We start from the raw sequence: 18,998 nt of genomic DNA on the forward strand, positions 1-18,998 counted from the left end.
CAGTTTGTTGGCTCTTCGGATCTTGGCGGGGTGCTGTGTTCATCGGACGACGATTGAATTTGATGGTCACGCTTCAAAGACTCAGGCACCTTCGTCCCCAACAACCGCAGGGCACGCCGAGGGCCCGAGTGCAAATACCCCTTGTCGAGACCAACCTCATGCCTGTCCGGCGGCCAGACAGCGCGGCCCGCAACTTCAATCAACAAAGTGTAGTGGCTAACTTCCACAAACTGTAGTTATACAAGGACACAAACTGTAGTCTTTAGGTGTGGAGTATCGACCGCGAGTCGCTGACCAGCTTCTCAGCGACCGTTTGACTTCCGCCGGCGCTGTTGTATTGGAAGGCCCGAAGGCCTGCGGGAAAACCTGGACCGCGCGCCAATTCGCGGCCAGCGAAGTCCTGCTCGATGTCGACTCCAGTGCCCGCCACGCGCTCGACGCCGACCCGGCCCTGATCCTCGATGGAGCACCGCCTCGGCTTGTCGACGAATGGCAGATCGGCGGGACCCCGCTGTGGAATCACGTGCGGCGCGCTATCGATAACCGGCAGTCAGCCGGACAGTTCATCCTCACCGGCTCATCGACTCCGGCAGACGACGTGACGCGACATAGTGGGGCCGGGCGGTTCGCCAGGATCTCGATGCGCCCGATGTCACTGTACGAAGTCGGCGATTCCACCGGCGAAATCTCTCTGGCCGGCCTCCTTGCCGGAGAACACACATCCTGCCCAGACCCCGGACTGGGTATACGAGATATCGTCGATCGCATCGCGGTCGGCGGCTGGCCCTCCAACTTGGGAAGCACCGTCGATAGTGCGCTGCAGCGCAACGTCGACTACCTGGATCACGCACGCGAAATCGATATCCCATCGATCTCTGGGCCGCGACGCGACCCCGAACGCCTGCGACGACTACTGACGTCACTGGCGCGGAACACCGCAACCGAGGTGAAGATCTCTGCGCTAGCGCGAGAAACGTTGGGCGACAACGAAACAGCACTCGCTCGAACCACTATCTACGATTATCTGGGCGCGCTTGAACGGCTCATGCTCATCGACGACGTGCCAGCCTGGTCAACGCACCTGCGATCCAGGGCAACGCTGCGACAAGAACCCAAACGCCACTTCGTCGATCCTTCACTTGCCGTCGCAGCACTTGCCAGCACCCCGAAACGGCTGCTGGACGATCTCGGTTTCGGTGGATTCCTGTTCGAGTCCCTCGTAGTGCGGGATCTGCGGGTACTGTCGTCACCCCTGCGCGGAGCCGTTGCGCACTACCGGGACAGCAACGGCGTAGAGGTTGATGTCGTCCTTCAGATTCCCGATGGCACGTGGGGAGCCTTCGAAGTGAAACTCGGCCCCGGCCGCATCGACGACGCGGCTGGGGCCCTGCTGCGGTTCGCCTCGACCATAGACACGGAGAAAGCCGGTGAACCCGCCGTTCTGGGCGTCATCACCACGGCAACCTACGGCTACACCCGCAAGGACGGAATCCAGGTGATACCCGTCGCCGCCCTACGCCCATGAAGCACACGAACCGCAATCGGCGGGATCAACGACCCAACTCAAAGATCCCAACCCGTGTCGCAGATGGCCAAGTCCCCCCTCGGACACAATTCGTTAGCTAAAAATATGAAAACCCGCTCTGCGCTGGATACGAGCGGGTTTTCTGCATTTGCCGCCGAGCCGCCACCCACCCAGTCGAACTCATCGCGACGGGTGAACGCCACGCCGGCCACCTCGCCCGAGCCCATGCCTTAGGCGGAGCCGACGCCGCCCATCTGGCCAGCGCGGTGGCACTCGGCGACCCCGGCCTAATCGTCGCCGTTTGGGACCGGCGCTTGCACGGCCCCAGCACGCCGCGGTGATCAGTCCCGATGGGAACCCAGCGTGCCGCTTGCGCGTCTCGTTTCCCGGCCACTGCGAGACGCCCGACCCGCCATAAGACCGTCAATCCCGGTTATTTCCAACGCTTTTCGTCCTCTAACCGACACGGGGCGCACATCATTGGGGTACCGCTCATCCCATCGCCGGACACAGGGTTACCTGGGACTAGTAGCCTGGGACGCAAGACAATGAACCGACCAAGCTTTCTGCGGAGGACAGCAGCGCGCACGTTCCGCGACCGCCATGACGCCGGCCGCGCGCTGGCCGAGGAACTCGCGGCCTACCGCGGCAAGGACAATCTGCTGGTTCTGGGTCTGGCTCGTGGCGGTGTCCCGGTGGCCCGGGAGGTTGCCTCGGCGTTGCACGCCGAGCTGGATGTCTTTTTGGTCCGAAAGCTCGGGGTGCCGCGATGGTCGGAACTCGCGATGGGTGCCGTGGCCAGCGGCGGCGGGGTCGTCATGAATGACAACGTGGTTTCCAGCCTGCGCATCAGCGACGAGCAGGTGCGCGAGGCGATCGAGCGCGAAACCGCCGAACTGGCGCGGCGCGAGCGCGCCTACCGGGGCGGCCGCCCGGTCGCCGACCCACGCGGCAAGATCGTGATCCTGGTCGACGACGGCATCGCCACCGGCGCCAGCATGCTGGTGGCTGTGCGCGCCGTGCGCGCCGCGGGTCCGCAACAGATCGTGGTGGCGGTGCCGGTGGGGCCGCAGTCAACCTGCCGCGAACTCGCCCGGGAAGCAGACGACGTGGTGTGTGCGACCACGCCAGTCGATTTTGACGCCGTCGGGCAGGTCTACGCCGATTTCCACCAGGTCAGCGACGACGAGGTGCGCGAGCTGCTCGCCTAGGTTCAGGCGTGATCGTCGCCGCGACCTTCGGCGGGCACCGCCGATTCCTCGTTCGCCTCGGTCGGGGCTTCTGTGGCGGGCTCGGCCGGCGGCTCGTCCTCGGCGGCTTCCTCCGGGTAGTCCACCGCGGCTTGATCGTCGCTGTCTTGATCAGCACTGCCGTCGTGGTCGACCTGGTCGCCCGCGTCACCTCGCCGGCGTTCCTGTACTGCGTCGATGATCAGCAGCACCACACCCAACACGCTGGCCGCGATGCAGACCCAGGCCACCAGTTCATTGCTCGTGACGACCGCGAATACCAGCGCCACCAGCCCCACCAGGGCCAATACCAGCGCAATGATCAGCATCGGTCATCCTCCAGCCACTGTGCGAACCGCCCGATCGAATGTACCGACCTCGAGGCCGCGCGAGCGTTCGGGCTAGTTATTACCCCGATTGAATTGGTCGAACCCGCCGGCGTCCGCACTGGAATCCACCGGCGCCGCCGAACCGCGCTGGCCCAGCTCCTCGAGCTGGGACTCCAGGTAGGTCTTGAGCCGGGTGCGGTACTCGCGCTCGAACGTCCGCAGCTGCTCGAGGCGGCCCTCCAGGACGGTGCGCTGCTGATTGATGGTTCCCATGATCTCGGAATGCTTGCGCTCGGCGTCGGCCTGCAGCGCATCCGCCTTCTCCTGCGCTTGGCGCAGCTGGCTCTCGGACCGGCTTTGCGCATCGGCGAGCATGGTGTCCGCGCGTTGACGCGCCTCGGCGATAGTGGTCTCCGCGGTGTGTCGAGCCTCACTGACAATCTGGTCGGCGTTCGCGCGGGCGTCGGCGAGCATCTTGTCGGAGTCGGCTTTGGCGGTGCTGGTGAGCCGGTCGGCAGTGTCCTGCGCCAGGGCCAGCACCCGAGCGGCCTTCAAGGCCTGTTCCTCGTTCGTCCCCGCCTGCGCCGGCGCCGCCACCGGTGCCGCGACGGGCGCCGGGCGCACGGGCTCGGGCTCGGGTTCGGGCTCGGGCTGGAAGGTCGGAATCGCCTGGGTGGGCTGAGCGGATGCGCCGCCGCCCCCGCCGGCCACTTCCCGGTCCAACTCCTCGATGCGCTGGCGCAGATCAGCGTTCTCTTCGATGAGCCGAGTCAGCTCGTTTTCCACCAAGTCGAGGAAGGCGTCGACCTCGTCTTCGTTATAACCACGCTTGCCGATGGGCGGCTTACTGAACGCCACGTTGTGGACGTCGGCTGGGGTAAGCGGCATTGTTCGATCCCCTCAAGTTCCTGTCAAACGATCTGCAGAGTGTAAAACGCAGTGGTAGCCATCGCGCAACTGGCGTCCATCCTGTCACACCAGACCCGGCGGTTGCCGATTAGGCCAATAAATAAGAGCCAATTTCAAACTCTGAGGGCAATAAAATCCCAATCCTTACAACTTGAAAATCGCGCTCATCAAATCGAGGCCAAACCGTGGCCGAACCGTCGTCCCCCTCAGGCCTGCGCGGCGCCGAACGCCAATTGCATGCCGATGAAGGCCACCAGTAGCAGCACCATGATGGACAGGTCGAAGCGGACCGCGCCGATGGTCAGTTGCGGGATGAGCCTGCGCAACAGCTTCACCGGTGGATCGGTGATCGACATGATGATCTCCAGGATCACCACGGTGATGCCGGTCGGACGCCAGTCACGGCTGAACGAACGGATGAACTCGACGACGACCCGAGCGATGAGCAGCAGCCAGAAGATGAACAGCGCAAACCCAAGGATCTGGAAGAACAGCACCAACGAGAGCCCGACCTAACGATGAGATGACGAGAATGCTCGCCAGCGTACCGACCCGGGCTCCGAAGCCGCTATTGGTATGCGTAGAAGCCGGTTTCAGCGATCCGGCGACGCTCTTCCGGTGACACGTCGACGTCGGCGGGCGACAGCAGGAACACCTTGGTCGCCACCTTGTCGAACGAACCACGCAACGCGAAGGCCAAGCCGGCAGCGAAGTCGACCAGCCGCTTGGCGTCGGCGTTGTCCATCGACACCAGGTCCATGATGACCGGGGTGCCGTCGCGGAAGCGCTCGCCGATGGTGCGGGCCTCGCTGTAGTCCTTGGGCCGAAGCGTGGTGATCTTCGACAGCGGGTGGCCTTCCTCGAACATCATCGCCATCCGGCGCGGGTCCATCGCCAACGAGCCGCGAGTGGAACCGCGCAGCCACGAGCCGAGGCGCGGCCGACTCATGTCCCTCATGTCCGAAGGCCGCTCGAACTCGCGGGACCGGTACGGCGGTTCCTCGCCATAGCCGCCGCGGTAGCTGCTGGGCGGCGGGTAGTCGGGGTCGCGCAGGTCGCCGCGGGGGTCCCGGGGGTCCTCGTAGTCGCGGTCATAGCGGCCGCCGTAGCCGTCGTCGAACCGCGGCCGCGGGAAACCGCGGGAGGGAGCGCGGTCGTCGTAGTACTCGTCCTCGTAGTCATCCATCGGCGCCATACCGAAGTAGGCCTTCACCTTGTGGAGTGTGCTCATTTGCTGTGATCCCTCTCTAAGCCCTTGGGAGTATTGGTGTCTGTGATGAAGGTGTGACTACAGTGACTAATTACGGTGACCGTAGCTGCCGTGGGCCCAATAGCGCGGTACCGACACGCACACACGTCGAACCATGTTTGACGGCAATTTCGAAGTCATTCGACATGCCGGCGGACAATCCGACCGCATTCGGATGCATTTCCAGCAGCCGGGCATGCTCGGATTGCAGCCGGTCAAAGGCCTGCTCGGGGTCCCATTCCAGGGGCGGGACGCCCATCAGTCCGACGAGTTCCAGACCGCTCGCCTCCTCGACCGCGGCGCAAACCAGCTCCACCGCGCCGGGTGTGCCGATATCGACGCCACCACGCGACACGTCGCCATCGAGACTGACCTGGACATAGACCCGCAGCGGGTGTTGTCGGCTGCCGTCGGCCAGGGCCGACGCGACCGCGCGATCGAGCGCGGCCACCAACCGCGAGCTGTCGATCGAGTGCGCGGTATGCGCCCAGCGGGCCAGCGACCGGGCCTTGTTGCGTTGAATCTGGCCGACCATATGCCAGTGCATCGCCCGCAAGTCGGCCCGCGGGTATGCGGCCGACAATCGGGCGAGTTCGGCTACCTTCGTCGCCGCTTCCTGCTCGCGCGATTCGCCAACGCACCGACAACCCAATCGCGACAAAATCGCAACGTCGGTTGCTGGAAAGAATTTGGTAATCGGTAATAGTTCAATTTCGCCGACATTGCGACCCGCCGCTTCCGCGGCCGCCGCGAGCCGTGATCGCACCGCCGCCAACGCATGTGTTAATTGCGATTCGCGGTCGGTTTGCACACCAGGCTCTACCGCCATCGCGCGTCATTCCATCCAGACCAGCGACGCCAACCGACCGGTGGGCGCACCCCGGCGATGGCTGAACAAACTCGGGTCGGCCACCGTGCAGCGCGGATCGGCATCGATCGACGTGACACCCAAACCGCGTAGCTGACAAGCGATTCCGGCCCGAAGGTCAAGTCCCGGCGTCCCGGCCGAGGTGGTGGTGCGGCTGCCCGGCAACGCGGCCTCGACCTCGTCGGCCATCGCGGCGGGGACTTCGTAGTTGGCGCCGCTGACCGCCGGACCGAGCAGCACCGACAGGTCCTCGACGTGGGCGCCCAAGCTCAGCATCGCCTCGACCGCGCGGACCACCACGCCCCGCTGGGCCCCGACGCGCCCGGCGTGGACGGCGCCGACAACGCCGGCGCGCGCGTCGCCCAGCAGTACCGGCACACAATCGGCCGTCACCACCGCCAGCGCGAGTCGGGGCGTCTTGGTGACCAAGGCGTCGGTGTCATCGAGCGCGGCGCCACCGGGTTCGCTGACCACCTCGACGCGGTCGCCATGCACCTGGTTCATCCAGACCACCCGCTCGGCCCCGAGCCCGATCGCGGCACCCAGCCGGGCGCGGTTCGCGGCCACCGCGGCCGGGTCGTCACCCACATGGTCGCCGAGGTTGAAGGTGTCGAACGGCGGCGCCGAAATGCCCCCCGCCCGTGTGGTTGTCACTCGCCGGATGCGAACGCTCACGTGTCCAGTATCCGGATTCCGCCCCCATGCGGAGCTCAGCGGCGCATGAACGGGGGCACGTCGACGTCGTCGTCGTCGCCACCGATGTTCAGGGTTGACCCGTTGGTGTGCACCGGCACGCTGACGGCGTCGACGGGCTCGAACAGCGTGGAGCTGAGCTTGCCGGCCTTCGCCGACGCAATGGCGTGTGCGCCGGTCTTTTCCGTGCCGCCGGCCGCGCCGATGACGGGCTTGCGGCCGGGGCCGGTGGCGTCGAAGCCGGCCGCGATGACGGTGACGCGCACCTCGTCGCCCAGCGAGTCGTCGATCACCGTGCCGAAGATGATGTTGGCGTCCTGATGGGCGGCATCCTGCACCAACGATGCCGCCTCGTTGATCTCGAACAACCCCAGGTCGCTGCCGCCGGCGATCGACATCAGCACACCCTGGGCGCCCTCCATGGACGCTTCCAGCAGCGGCGAGTTGATGGCGATCTCGGCGGCCTTGAGCGAACGCCCCTCGCCGCGGGCCGAGCCGATGCCCATCAGCGCGGTGCCGGCCCCGGACATGATGCCCTTGACGTCGGCGAAGTCGACGTTGATCAGGCCCGGCGTGGTGATCAGGTCGGTGATGCCCTGCACGCCGTTGAGCAGCACCTCGTCGGCGCTGCGGAACGCGTCCATCAGCGAGACCGCGGCGTCGCCCATCTGCAGCAGCCGGTCGTTGGGGATCACGATGAGGGTGTCGCAACTCTCCCGCAGCGCCGAGATGCCGCTTTCGGCCTGGTTGCCGCGCCGCTTGCCCTCGAACGAGAACGGCCGGGTGACCACGCCGACCGTCAACGCGCCCAGCTTGCGGGCGATGCTGGCGACGACGGGCGCCCCGCCGGTGCCGGTGCCGCCGCCCTCACCGGCGGTGACGAACACCATGTCGGCGCCGCGCAGCAGTTCTTCGATCTCATCCTTGGCGTCCTCGGCGGCCTTGCGCCCGACCTCCGGGTCGGCGCCGGCGCCCAGCCCCCGGGTGGAGTCGCGGCCGACGTCGAGCTTGACGTCGGCATCGCTCATCAACAACGCCTGCGCGTCGGTGTTGATCGCGATGAACTCCACGCCTTTGAGGCCCTGCTCGATCATCCGGTTGACGGCATTGACGCCGCCGCCACCGATACCCACAACCTTGATGACGGCCAGGTAGTTGTGCGGGGGGGTCATCATTCGTTTCACTCCCTGGTGGAACCCGGTTAGGACTCAGCGTGTCCGCTTGCAAAACCCTCAACCTCAACTATAGGGTTAGAGTTATGTCAAGTTGATCCGCGTATCCAGAACCGTATGGGTACGACGGGTGCTAACCGTGCAGGCGCGCCGAGACGCGCCACGGGTTTTTTGGTGAGCGTGCGCAATGCCGAGCGGCGAGTTGAGACGTTTTACTTCACCGTCGGCAGGTCGGGGCTGGAGATGTCGTAGGTCCGACCGGGCTGGGTCAGCAACGCGGCCAGCTTTTCGGCCTTCTCCTCGGCGCGGTCGGTGCTCCCCCAGATCACGACCCGCCCGTCGCCGAGCGTCAGCGTGATCGACGACACCGACGGGGCCGCGATCCGGGCCACTTGGCCCGCCACCTCGGGCCGCAGCGCGAGCAACACCTGCAGCGCCGCCTTGGTGGTCGGATCGGTCGGCCCGGGATCGGCGACGTCGATGTAGGGCAGGGCCGGCGGCGGCGGAGCGGTCGCGAAGTCGACGCCGTCGCGGTCGTACAGGTGCGGGCCGTCGGGAAAGTCCTTGACCACCATCGGGATTCGCTCGACGATCGTGATCCGCAGCGCCGACGGGTATTGGCGCTGCACCCGCGCGCTGGCCACCCGACGGATCGCGGCCACCCGGTCGGCGACCTGGTTGGTGTTGATTTGCAGCAGCGGCGTCCCCGGCCGCACCTTCGCCGCGTCCAGAACCTCCTCGCGGGTGACCGCCCCGGTCCCGCTGACCACGATGTTGCGCGCCGACATCGCCGGCGTGAAATAGAGGATGAGCGCGAGCCCGACCCCGGCGACGGCCAGTATCACGGTCAGCAGCAGCATCTTCAGGCCCCGAACCACGCCGCGCGCGGGTTTGGGCTCATCCATGATGCGGCCCCTGGCCCGCCGCTTGGCCTCGCGGCGTGCCTCCTCGATGGCCCTGGCGCGGGCCTGGGCCGCGCGGCGCTCGGCCCGTTCCCGACGGGCGCGTCGGCGCGGACCCTCGACCTCGACGTCGGGTGGGGGCGCTTCGGGTTCCCCGTCCTGCGGTTGGGCGAGCAGTGGCTCGGTGACGGCGTTCTCCGGGTCGGTTTCGGTGGCCTCGCCGACCTTGGAAACCAGGGTGTCGTCGGGCTCGCTCACCGCGCACCCCCGGGCCGGCCGGGCGCGCTGCGATTGGCCCGCGCCCGCAGGGCGGTGACGATCTCCGGCCCCAGCATGGTCACGTCGCCGGCGCCCATCGTGACGATGACGTCGCCCGGGCCGGCGGCGGCGGCCACCTGCTCGGCGACCGCCGAGAAATCCGGGATGTAGTGCACCTTGGCCGGGCTGACGTGCTCGGCGACGCTGGCTCCGCTGATCCCCGCGAGGGGTTGTTCGCGCGCGCCGTAGACATCGAGCACGAACACCTCGTCGGCGGCATTCAGCGCGCGACCGAACTCGGCGGCGAAAGCCTTAGTGCGCGAATACAAATGGGGTTGAAATACCACCAGCGAACGGCCCCCGCCGCCCTGCTCGACCACCATGCGCACCGCCGCCAGCGTGGCGCTGATCTCGGTGGGGTGGTGCGCGTAGTCGTCGAACACCCGCACCAGCGACGTCGGGGCCGGGCCGTCTCCCGAGGTCCCGATCAGCTCGAAGCGGCGACGCACACCCTCGAAGCCGGCGAGCCCGTCGAGCACGTCATCGACCGGGGCGCCGACCTCCACCGCGGCCAGCAATGCACCCAGCGCATTGAGTGCCATGTGCCGTCCGGGCACGGACAGTCGCATCGGCCGCGATGCGCCGTTCAGCTGGATCTCGGCGACGGCCTCGGTCCCGTGCTGCTCCCAGGACAGCAGCGCGGCGGCCAGGTCATCGGCCGGCCCCGACCCGTAGCGCAGCACCCGAATGCCCAGCTCCTCGGTGCGCTGGGCCAGCGCCGCGGCGCCGGGATCGTCGGTGCACACCACGAACGCGCCGCCGGGCACCAGTCGTTCGGCGAAGGAGTCGAACACCCCGACGTAGGCTTCGGCGCTGCCGTAGAAGTCCAGGTGATCGGACTCGATGTTGGTGACGACCGCAACGTTGGGCGTGTACTCCAGCAGCGAGCCGTCGCTCTCGTCGGCCTCGGCGACAAAGCAGTCACCGCTGCCGTGATGGGCGTTCGTGCCGGCCTCCCCCAACTCGCCGCCGACCGCGAACGACGGGTCGCGCCCGCAATGCTGCAGCGCCACGATCAACATCGACGTCGTGGTCGTCTTGCCGTGCGTGCCGGTGACCATCAGCGTGGTGCGCCCGGCCATCAGCTTGGCCAGCACCGCCGGCCGCAGGATGACGGGAATGCCGCGGCGCCGGGCCTCGACGAGTTCGGGATTGGTCTTGGGGATGGCGGCATGGGTGGTGATGACGGCGGTCGGCCCACCGGGCAGCAGATCCAGCGACGACGCGTCATGGCCGATCCGGATCTCCGCGCCCCGGGCCCGCAGCGCGTGCAGGCCGCGCGACTCCTTGGCGTCCGACCCCGACACCAGCCCGCCGCGATCCAGCAGGATGCGGGCGACGCCCGACATCCCGGCTCCCCCGATGCCCACCATGTGCACGCGGCGCAATTCGGGCGGCAACTGCTCGGCGTTCACCGGCGTCTCCGCGAAGCCGCGAGGTCCAGCGCCGCCTGGGCCACGTCGCGCGCCGCCTCGGGATGTCCGACCTGCGCGGCGGCCGTCGTCATCGCGGCCAGCCGGTCCGGGTCGTTGAGCAGCCCGCCGGCCTCGCGGGCCACCAGCCCCGGTGTCAGGTCGGAATCGGCGACGATCATGCCGCCGCCGGCGTTGACCACCGGCAGCGCGTTGAGCCGCTGTTCGCCGTTGCCGATCGGCAGCGGCACGTAGATGGCCGGCAGACCGACGGCGGACACCTCGGCGACCGTCATCGCGCCGGACCGGCAGATCGCCAGGTCGGCGGCGGCGTACGCCAGGTCCATCCGGTCCAGGTAGGGCACTGCCACATACGGCGGGTCGCCCGGGTCGGGCGCGCGCAGCTCGAGGGTGTTCTTGGGCCCGTGCGCGTGCAGCACCGCCACCCCCGCGGCGGCCAGGTCGGCGGCGGCCGCCGAGACGGCGCGGTTCAGCGAGACCGCGCCCTGCGAGCCGCCGAACACCAGCAGCACCCGGGCGTCCTCGGCGAAGCCGAAGTGCCTGCGCGCCTCGGCGCGCAGCGCGGCGCGGTCGAGCGTTGTGATGGCCGCGCGGACCGGCACCCCGACCACCTGCGCGCGTCGCAACCCGGAATCCGGGACCGCGGACAGGATTCGGTCCGCGGTGCGCGCGCCGACGCGGTTGGCGATCCCGGCCCGCGCGTTGGCCTCGTGGATCAGCACCGGGACGCGGCGGCGCATCCGCGCGGCCAGATAGGCCGGCAACGCCACATACCCGCCGAAACCGACGACGACGTCGGCGTCGACGGCGTCGAGCACGGCCCGCGCCTCGCGCACGGCGCGCCACACCCGCGGTGGCAGCCGCGCCAAATCACCGTTGGGTTTGCGCGGCAGCGGCACCGGCGTGATCAGCTCGAGGTGGTAGCCACGCTCGGGTACCAGCCGGGTCTCCAGCCCCCGCGCGGTGCCCAGCGCGGTGATCCGGACCTGCGGGTCCAGGGCGGACAGCGCGTCGGCGACGGCCATCGCGGGCTCCACATGCCCGGCGGTCCCCCCGCCGGCCAACACGACCGACAGGGTGGATTTGACCGTTGATGCGGCACCGGCGGGCGAGGGCATCGCCCCCTGCCCGCCGGCCGGCTGCCTGATCGTGTCGTTCACCCGTAACGCTGACCTTCCAATGCGCGAACGCGCCCATTATGACGCTGGCCGGCGTGGCGCTGACCAGATCCATGATGCCTGCCCGGGCGAGCCCGACGATCGGTCGCTCTCGGTGCCGCCGCACGCTGGGATTTTTCCGGCCGAGCGGGCTTTTTTCCCGCCGGCGGCTTGGCGGGCTTCGGGCGGGTCTGCTTGCGGTCCCTGAACGCCTCGATCCGAGTCGGCACATACGGCTCGGGCAGCGGCAGCCGCAGCACCCGGTTCACCTTGTCGTCGCGGCCGGCCCGCAGCGCGGCCACCGCCTCCGGTTCGTGCCGGGCCGCGTTGGCCATGATGCCAATCATGAAAAGCGTTGTGGCCGTGGATGTTCCGCCGGCAGAAATGAGCGGCAGCTGCAGCCCGGTGACCGGCAGCATGCCGATCACGTAGCCGATGTTGATGAACGCCTGGCCCAGCACCCAGAACGTCGTGGTGGCGGTCAGCAAGCGCAGAAACGGGTCGGCCGACCGGCGCGCGATGCGCATGCCGGTGTAGGCGAACAGCCCGAACAGCCCGAGCAGCCCCAGCGCCCCGACCAGGCCGAGCTCCTCGCCGATGATCGCGAAGATGAAGTCGTTGTGGGCGTTGGGCAAGTAGTTCCATTTGGCGACGCCCTGCCCGAGGCCGTCGCCGAAGATGCCGCCGTGCGCCAGCGCGAACTTGGCCTGTCGCGCCTGGTAGCCGGTGTCCATCGGGTCGTTTTCCGGGTCCAGCCAGGACCGCACCCGGTCGGAGCGGTAGCCCGCCGACATGGCCAAAATCGCGCCGGCGACGAAGACCGCGGCCAGCGAGCTGACGAACACCCGCAGCGGCAGCCCGGCGTACCACAGCAGGCCGAGCAGGATGATGCCCAGCGACACCGTCTGGCCGAGGTCGGGCTGGGCCACCACCAGCGCCAGCGCGACGACCGCGGCCGGCACCAGGGGAATCAGCATTTCGCGCAGCGAGGCCCGTTCCATCCGGCGCGCGGCCAGCAGGTGCGCGCCCCAGATGGCGAACGCGATCTTGGCCAGCTCGGACGGCTGCATCGAGAAGCCCGCGACGACGAACCACTTGCGGGAGCCGTTGGCCAGGTTGCCGATCCCGGGAATCAGAACCAGCACCAGCAAGATGATGGTGATCGCGTAGCTGGTGAACGCCATGCGCCGGATGAACCGCACCGACATCCGCATGGACGCGTAGCAACCGATGAGCCCGATGACGGTCCACAACACCTGCTTGCCGAAGATCACCCACGCGGATCCGTCGGCGCCGTAGGACCGCACGCCCGACGCCGACAGCACCATGATCAGACCCAGCGTCGTCAGCAACGCGGCGACCGCGATCAGCAGGTGAAACGACGTCATGGGCCGGCCCAGCCAGGAACCGAACCGGCTGCGCACGCCGACTAGGACGGACGTGGCCCGTTCCGGGACTTGCTCCGAGTCCTGCTCCGGGGCCCCGCCGGTTTCCTCATCAGGTCCCTTGCCCCGGCGCAGCAGCCGGGTCAGCGCGTTACCCACCGGCTACCGGATCGCCGCGCGCACGGCGGCCGCGAAGGTGTCGCCCCGGTCGGCATAGCCGCTGAACTGGTCGAACGACGCGCCGGCCGGTGCCAGGAGCACGGTGTCACCGGGTCGGGCCAGGCCACGGGCCGCGGCCACCACCGCGGCCATCACGCGAGCCCCCAGCGTCCCGTCTTCATCTTTTGTCACATCAACAACAGAAGTCCCAGAAACATCAGCAGTCTCATGCATCCCTTGCATCCCAACATCCTCGCTTGTCACTACCTGGACGACGGGGACATCGGGCGCGTGTCGCGATAACGCCTCGGCAACCTGGGCGCGATCTCGGCCGATGAGCACCGCGCCGACCAGCCGAGAAGCGATGCGCGCGACCTCCGCGTCGACGGAGGCGCCCTTCAGCAAACCCCCGGCCACCCACACCACCCGCGGATACGCCAGCACCGACGCCTCGGCGGCATGCGGGTTGGTGGCCTTGGAATCGTCGACGTAGGTGATGCCGTCGGCTTCTTCCGGCCGGGCCACCACCTCGGCGCGGTGCCGGCCCAGCCGGAAACCCGCGATCGCGGCGCCGATCGCGTCCGGGGACGCCCCGACGCTGCGGGCCAGCGCCGCGGCGGCGAGCGTGTCGAGGACCCCGGACGGGCCCGGCACCGGTATCGACGCGGCGGGCATCAGCACCAGGTCGTCGGCGAAGGCGCGGTCCACCAGGTGACCGTCCCGCACGCCGAGCTCGCCCGCGCCCGGTTCGCCGAGCCGGAAGCCCACCCGCACTGGCGCCGGCGCGGTGCGCAGTAGCGCGGCCGCCCTCTCGTCGTCCAGGCCGACGACCGCCACCCGGCCGGTGAGCACCCGGGCTTTGGCCGCGCTGTATTCCTCCATCGACGAATGCCAGTCGAGGTGGTCTTCGGCGATGTTGAGCACCACGCCGGCCTCGGGCCGCAGCGACGGCGCCCAGTGCAGTTGGAAGCTGGACAGCTCGACGGCCAGCAGGTCGGCGGGCTGATCCAGCACGTCGAGCACCGGGCTGCCGATGTTGCCGCACAGCAGGCTGCGCAGTCCGGCGGCGGTCAGCATGGCGTGCAGCATCGAGGTCGTCGTCGTCTTGCCGTTGGTGCCGGTGACCACCAACCAGCGTCGCGGTGGCCCGTAGCGGCCCGCGGCGTCCAGCCGCCAGGCCAGCTCGACGTCGCCCCAGATGGGCACGCCGGCCGCCGCGGCCGCGGCCAGCACCGGGGTCGTCGGCTGAAAGCCGGGACTCGTGACGACCAGCGCCCAGTCGGTGATCCACTGCTCGGCGACACCCGGATCCACGGTGGCGACACCGTCCTCGGCGTAGGGGCGCAGCATCGCCGGATCGTCGTCGCAGACGGTCGGGGTCGCCCCGAACCGGGTCAGCGCGGCCAGGATCGCGCGGCCGGTCACCCGGCCTCCGGCGACGAGCACGGGCGCGCCTGCCACCAGCGGGTCGAGCTCGTCAGGCACCGATCGCGCCCAGCCATTCGCCGTAGAACAGCGCCACGCCCAGGCCGCAGGCGATCGCGGTGAGCAGCCAGAAGCGGATGATCACGGTGGTTTCGGCCCAGCCGCCCAACTCGAAGTGATGGTGGAAGGGCGCCATCCGGAACACCCGGCGCCCGGTGGTGCGGAACGCCAGGATCTGCAGCACCACCGACACGATCTCGGCGACGAACAGCGAACCCAGCACGATCGCGAGGATCTCGGTCCGGCTGGTCACCGACAACCCCGCGATGATGCCGCCCAGCGCCAGCGACCCGGTGTCGCCCATGAAGATCTTGGCCGGGGCGGCGTTCCACCACAGAAAGCCGATGCACGCGCCCGCGGTCGAGGCGGCGACGAGCGCCAGGTCCAACGGGTCGCGCACGTTGTAGCAGCCCAGGCCCGGCGTGCTGACGCAGGCCTTTTCGTATTGCCAGAAGGTGATCAGCACGTAGGCGGCGGTCACCATCGCCATGCAGCCGGCGGCCAGCCCGTCCAGGCCGTCGGTGAAGTTGACCGCGTTGGACCACGCGCTGACGACGACCACGCAGAACAGCACAAACAGCGCGGGCGCCAGCGTGACGGTGGCGATCTCTCGGACGTAGGACAGGTTCGCGCTGGCCGGGGTCAGGCCCGCGTTGTTGCGGAACTGCAGCACCAACACCCCGAACAGCACGCCGGCGACGATCTGCCCGACGGTCTTGGCCGTCTTGTTCAGCCCGAGGTTGCGCGACCGGCGGATCTTGATCAGGTCGTCGAGGAAGCCGACCCCGCCCAGCACCGTGGCCAGACCCAGCACCAGCAGACCCGACGCGGACACCCCTTCGCCGTTGAACGCCAGCCCGGCCAGGTGGGTGCCGAGGTATCCCGTCCAGATGCCGGCCAGGATCGCCACTCCGCCCATCGACGGCGTGCCGCGCTTGGTGTGGTGGCTCGGTGGCCCGTCCTCGCGGATCTGATGGCCGAAACCCTGCTTGGTGTACAGCCGAATCAGCGCGGGGGTCAACAGGATCGACACGGTCACCGCGATCGCGACGGCGATGAGGATCTGTCTCATGGGAGCTCGCGATCGTCGCGATCGTCACGGGTTAGCGCGTCGGCCAGCGCACCCAGGCCCGCGGCGTTGGACGCCTTGACCAAAACCACGTCGCCGGGGCGCAGTTCGGCTCGCAGCAATGCCAGGGCGGCGTCGCCGTCGGCGACGTTCACCGCCTCGGCTCCAAACGAGCCCTCCATGACCGCTGCGTGGTGCATGGCGCTCATCGACCTCCCACTTCCCACGACAACGAGTCGAGAGACATCTAAGCGCACCGCCAGCCGGCCGATGCGATCATGCTCGGTTATCGCATCCTCGCCGAGCTCGGCCATCTCGCCCAGCACCGCCCAGCTTCGGCGTTTCTCGGTGGGACTCGCCTGGTTACCGTGGGCGATCCAGGCCAGGGCCTGCAGCCCGGCGCGCATCGAGTCGGGGTTGGCGTTGTAGGCGTCGTCGATCACCGTCACACCGTCGGCGCGGGTGGTCACCTGCATCCGGTGCCGCGACACCGGACCCGCCGCGGCCAGCGCCGCGGCCACCTGCTCGATGCCGGCGCCGCATTCCAGCGCGACGGCCGCCGCGCACAGGGCGTTGCTCACCTGGTGGTCGCCGTAGACGCCGAGGGTGACCTCCGCGCTCGTCGCTCGCGCGTGCAGCGTGAACCGGGGCCGGGCCAGTTCGTCCAGCGTCACCGGGCCCGCCCAGACGTCTCCCGCGCTGCGGCTGACCCGGACCACCCGCGCCTGCGTCACCTCGGCCATCGCCGCCACCGCCGGGTCGTCGGCGTTGAGCACCACCACCCCCGATGGTGGAACCGCTTGCGGCAGTTCGGCTTTGGTGCGCGCGATGGCCTCGCGGGAGCCGAATTCGCCCAGGTGCGCGGTGCCGACGTTGAGGACCACCCCGATCGCGGGCGGCGCGATGGCCGCCAGCTCGGCGATGTTGCCGGGATGGCGCGCCGACATCTCCAGCACCAGGAAGTCGGTGCCGCGGGTGGCCCGCAGCACCGTCCAGGGATGGCCCAGCTCGTTGTTGAACGACCCGGGCGGGGCGACCACCTCGCCCAGAGGCTCGAGCACGGCTTTCACCAGGTCCTTGGTGGAGGTCTTGCCCGACGAGCCGGTGATCCCGATGATCCGCAGGCCGCCGGCGACCAGCTCGGCGGCCACCGCCGCGGCCAGCTTGGCCAGCGCGGCCAGCACCGCCGCGCCCGACCCGTCGGGGTCATGCTCGAGCACGCTGGCGCGGCTCTCGCCCGGTTCCGGCTTGACGACGATCGCGGGCACCCCGACCGGCCGGGCGGCCAGTACCGCGGCAGCACCGGCGGCGACCGCCGACGCCGCGTGGTCATGCCCGTCGGAGCGTGCCCCGGGCAGCGCCAGGAACAGCCCGCCCAAACCGATGGCCCGCGAGTCGAATTCGACGGTCCCGGTGACGCGGCGCTGCGCGGCGTCCTCCGGCGAGATGTCGGCCAGCGTGCCGCCGACGATCTCGGCGATCCTTGCGACGGTCAGGTCGATCATCGGCGCGCCCGCAGGTCTTCCAGCGCCGCGGCGAGCTCGACCCGGTCGTCGAACGGGCGGACCTCGGTGCCGCTGCGCTGCCCCGTTTCGTGGCCCTTGCCGGCGATCACCACCACGTCACCGGCCCGCGCCCAGGCGACCGCGTGCCGGATCGCCTCGCGCCGATCGCCGATCTCGACCACCTCGGTCGAAGAGCCGGATCCGCTTGTCCCAGTGAGGATCTCGCGGCGGATCGCCGCCGGGTCCTCGCTGCGCGGGTTGTCGTCGGTGACGACGACGAGGTCGGCGAGTTCGGCGGCGACCTCGCCCATCTCCGCGCGCTTGCCCGGGTCGCGATCCCCCCCGGCGCCGAACACCACCGCCAGCCGACGGCCCGGCGCCCGCAGGGTGGTCAGCACCGCCCGCAGCGCGCCGGGCTTATGGGCGTAGTCGACCAGCGCAAGAAAGTCCTGGCCGGCATCGATGTGTTCCAGCCGGCCGGGCACGCTCGCTTCGGCCAGCCCCGGTGCCGCCTGTTCCGGGGAGACTCCGCACGCGTCCAGAATCGCCAGCGCGAGAAGGCAATTCGCGACGTTGTAGTTCCCCGGCAGCCGGATGCCGACGCGGTGCTGCGCGCCGGCCGGGTCGACGGAGGTGAACTCCTGTCCCCCGGCGCCGATCGTCGTCACGTCCAGGGCGCGCCAGTGCGCGGGTTGCCCGGTGGCGCTGACGGTGATCGTGGCCCCACCCTGCTTGGCCCGCACGGCCATCGCGCGCCCAGGGTCGTCGTCGATGCACACCACGGCGGTGGCCGCGCGCAGCGGCGAGCGAGGATCGAAAAGCAAGGCCTTGGCCTCGAAGTAGTCCGCCATGGTGGGGTGAAAGTCGAGGTGGTCACGCGACAGGTTGGTGAAGCCGCCCACGGCGAAATGGGTGCCGTCCACGCGGCCCAGCGTCAGGGCGTGACTGGACACCTCCATCACGGCGGTGTCCACCCCGCGCTCGGCCATGGCGGCGAACATCGCCTGCAGCGCCGGGGCCTCCGGGGTGGTCAGCGTGCCCGGGATGTCCGCGCCGTCGATGCGGATTCCGATGGTGCCGATCAGTCCGGCGGTTCGCCCGGCGGCACGCAGACCGGCCTCGACCAGGTAGGTGGTGGTGGTCTTGCCCGACGTTCCGGTGATCCCGACGACCGTCAGCCGGTCCGACGGGTCCCCGTACACGGTGGCGGCCAGGCCACCGAGGACGCTGCGCGGTTCGGGGTGCAGCAGGACCGGCACCGAAGCGGCTATCTCCGCGGCGCCGGCGGCGTCGGTGAGCACCGCGACCGCGCCGCGTTCGATCGCCTCGCCGGCGTAGCGCGCGCCGTGCGTGGTCGCGCCGGGCAGGGCCGCAAACAGGTCACCGGGGCGCACGTCCTGACCGCGCAGCGTCACGCCGGTGATGGCGAGGTCCGGGACATTCGTGCCGTCGGCCGCCACCGCGCCGACCTGTGCCGCCAGCGCCGGCAACCGCACACGGGCGACGGCGCGAGGCCGCAGCTCAGTGGGCACCGACACTCCTACCACCTCCGTCAGCCATGATCGGCCATGCCACCCTACCCAGGAGCAGCGCCCCAACCGGGTCATCGAG

16 protein-coding genes and 2 pseudogenes are annotated in these 18,998 nt (G+C 69.2%); 3 read left to right on the forward strand and 15 right to left on the reverse strand.

The genetic code is table 11. The features are described 5' to 3' along the window. Positions 1 to 268: 268 nt before the first annotated feature. The 3 genes and pseudogenes from G6N66_RS15440 to G6N66_RS15450 form a co-directional block, all read left to right on the forward strand. Positions 269 to 1,525 carry an ATP-binding protein gene (locus G6N66_RS15440; RefSeq protein ID WP_085232952.1) on the forward strand — a complete coding sequence of 419 codons (1,257 nt, stop codon included), beginning with the start codon at positions 269 to 271 and terminating at the stop codon, positions 1,523 to 1,525. Positions 1,526 to 1,683: 158 nt separating this feature from the next. Beyond that, positions 1,684 to 1,866, forward strand: a pseudogene (locus G6N66_RS15445) (type II toxin-antitoxin system VapC family toxin); the annotation flags it as partial. A gap of 201 nt (positions 1,867 to 2,067) precedes the next feature. After that, positions 2,068 to 2,736: pseudogene (locus G6N66_RS15450) on the forward strand (phosphoribosyltransferase); the annotation flags it as partial. A gap of 2 nt (positions 2,737 to 2,738) precedes the next feature. On the opposite strand, the gene G6N66_RS15455 reads toward G6N66_RS15450, so the two are convergent. From G6N66_RS15455 to G6N66_RS15525, 15 genes are all read right to left on the reverse strand, one after another. Continuing rightward, positions 2,739 to 3,083, reverse strand: coding sequence for a phage holin family protein (locus G6N66_RS15455; RefSeq protein WP_085232954.1), 345 nt, complete (start codon positions 3,081 to 3,083; stop codon positions 2,739 to 2,741). Positions 3,084 to 3,155: 72 nt separating this feature from the next. Further along, entirely contained in the window at positions 3,156 to 3,971 is an 816-nt protein-coding gene (gene wag31 / locus G6N66_RS15460) for a DivIVA-like cell division protein Wag31 (RefSeq protein WP_085232955.1), read from the reverse strand. A 227-nt stretch (positions 3,972 to 4,198) separates the two neighbouring features. Then, the gene (locus G6N66_RS15465; RefSeq protein ID WP_085232956.1) at positions 4,199 to 4,492 is read right to left on the reverse strand and encodes a YggT family protein; all 294 of its coding nucleotides are present in this window, start codon (positions 4,490 to 4,492) and stop codon (positions 4,199 to 4,201) included. A gap of 68 nt (positions 4,493 to 4,560) precedes the next feature. Further along, positions 4,561 to 5,223, reverse strand: a complete 663-nt coding sequence (locus G6N66_RS15470) for a cell division protein SepF (RefSeq protein WP_085232957.1) — start codon at positions 5,221 to 5,223, stop codon at positions 4,561 to 4,563. A gap of 70 nt (positions 5,224 to 5,293) precedes the next feature. Then, positions 5,294 to 6,070 carry a YggS family pyridoxal phosphate-dependent enzyme gene (locus tag G6N66_RS15475; protein WP_085232958.1) on the reverse strand — a complete coding sequence of 259 codons (777 nt, stop codon included), beginning with the start codon at positions 6,068 to 6,070 and terminating at the stop codon, positions 5,294 to 5,296. Between the two features lie 6 nt (positions 6,071 to 6,076). Next, positions 6,077 to 6,784 carry a peptidoglycan editing factor PgeF gene (gene pgeF / locus G6N66_RS15480; RefSeq protein WP_179968278.1) on the reverse strand — a complete coding sequence of 236 codons (708 nt, stop codon included), beginning with the start codon at positions 6,782 to 6,784 and terminating at the stop codon, positions 6,077 to 6,079. Positions 6,785 to 6,819: 35 nt separating this feature from the next. Further along, positions 6,820 to 7,974, reverse strand: a complete 1,155-nt coding sequence (ftsZ, locus tag G6N66_RS15485; RefSeq protein ID WP_085233045.1) for a cell division protein FtsZ — start codon at positions 7,972 to 7,974, stop codon at positions 6,820 to 6,822. 212 nt (positions 7,975 to 8,186) lie between these two features. Then, positions 8,187 to 9,113: a cell division protein FtsQ/DivIB gene (locus G6N66_RS15490; protein ID WP_139825219.1), complete on the reverse strand. Its 927-nt coding sequence runs from the start codon at positions 9,111 to 9,113 to the stop codon at positions 8,187 to 8,189. A gap of 17 nt (positions 9,114 to 9,130) precedes the next feature. Beyond that, complete coding sequence (gene murC, locus G6N66_RS15495) at positions 9,131 to 10,609, reverse strand: UDP-N-acetylmuramate--L-alanine ligase (protein ID WP_085232961.1); 1,479 nt, start codon at positions 10,607 to 10,609, stop codon at positions 9,131 to 9,133. Then, a complete protein-coding gene (gene murG / locus G6N66_RS15500) occupies positions 10,606 to 11,787 on the reverse strand; it encodes an undecaprenyldiphospho-muramoylpentapeptide beta-N-acetylglucosaminyltransferase (RefSeq protein ID WP_085232962.1) in 1,182 nt (393 codons plus the stop codon). The genes murC and murG overlap by 4 nt, the downstream gene beginning before the upstream one ends. Further along, the gene (gene ftsW / locus G6N66_RS15505) at positions 11,784 to 13,328 is read right to left on the reverse strand and encodes a putative lipid II flippase FtsW (protein WP_085232963.1); all 1,545 of its coding nucleotides are present in this window, start codon (positions 13,326 to 13,328) and stop codon (positions 11,784 to 11,786) included. Before ftsW ends, murG begins: the two co-directional genes overlap by 4 nt. Positions 13,329 to 13,331: 3 nt before the next feature. Beyond that, complete coding sequence (gene murD / locus G6N66_RS15510; RefSeq protein ID WP_085232964.1) at positions 13,332 to 14,813, reverse strand: UDP-N-acetylmuramoyl-L-alanine--D-glutamate ligase; 1,482 nt, start codon at positions 14,811 to 14,813, stop codon at positions 13,332 to 13,334. Further along, complete coding sequence (gene mraY / locus G6N66_RS15515; protein WP_085232965.1) at positions 14,806 to 15,885, reverse strand: phospho-N-acetylmuramoyl-pentapeptide-transferase; 1,080 nt, start codon at positions 15,883 to 15,885, stop codon at positions 14,806 to 14,808. The genes murD and mraY overlap by 8 nt, the downstream gene beginning before the upstream one ends. Next, complete coding sequence (locus tag G6N66_RS15520; RefSeq protein WP_085232966.1) at positions 15,882 to 17,387, reverse strand: UDP-N-acetylmuramoyl-tripeptide--D-alanyl-D-alanine ligase; 1,506 nt, start codon at positions 17,385 to 17,387, stop codon at positions 15,882 to 15,884. Before G6N66_RS15520 ends, mraY begins: the two co-directional genes overlap by 4 nt. Next, positions 17,384 to 18,943 carry a UDP-N-acetylmuramoyl-L-alanyl-D-glutamate--2,6-diaminopimelate ligase gene (locus G6N66_RS15525; RefSeq protein WP_372515934.1) on the reverse strand — a complete coding sequence of 520 codons (1,560 nt, stop codon included), beginning with the start codon at positions 18,941 to 18,943 and terminating at the stop codon, positions 17,384 to 17,386. Before G6N66_RS15525 ends, G6N66_RS15520 begins: the two co-directional genes overlap by 4 nt. Between the last annotated feature and the right edge of the window lie 55 nt (positions 18,944 to 18,998).

The sequence above is a fragment of the Mycobacterium conspicuum genome (assembly GCF_010730195.1).
Taxonomy (GTDB): Bacteria; Actinomycetota; Actinomycetes; order Mycobacteriales; family Mycobacteriaceae; genus Mycobacterium; species Mycobacterium conspicuum.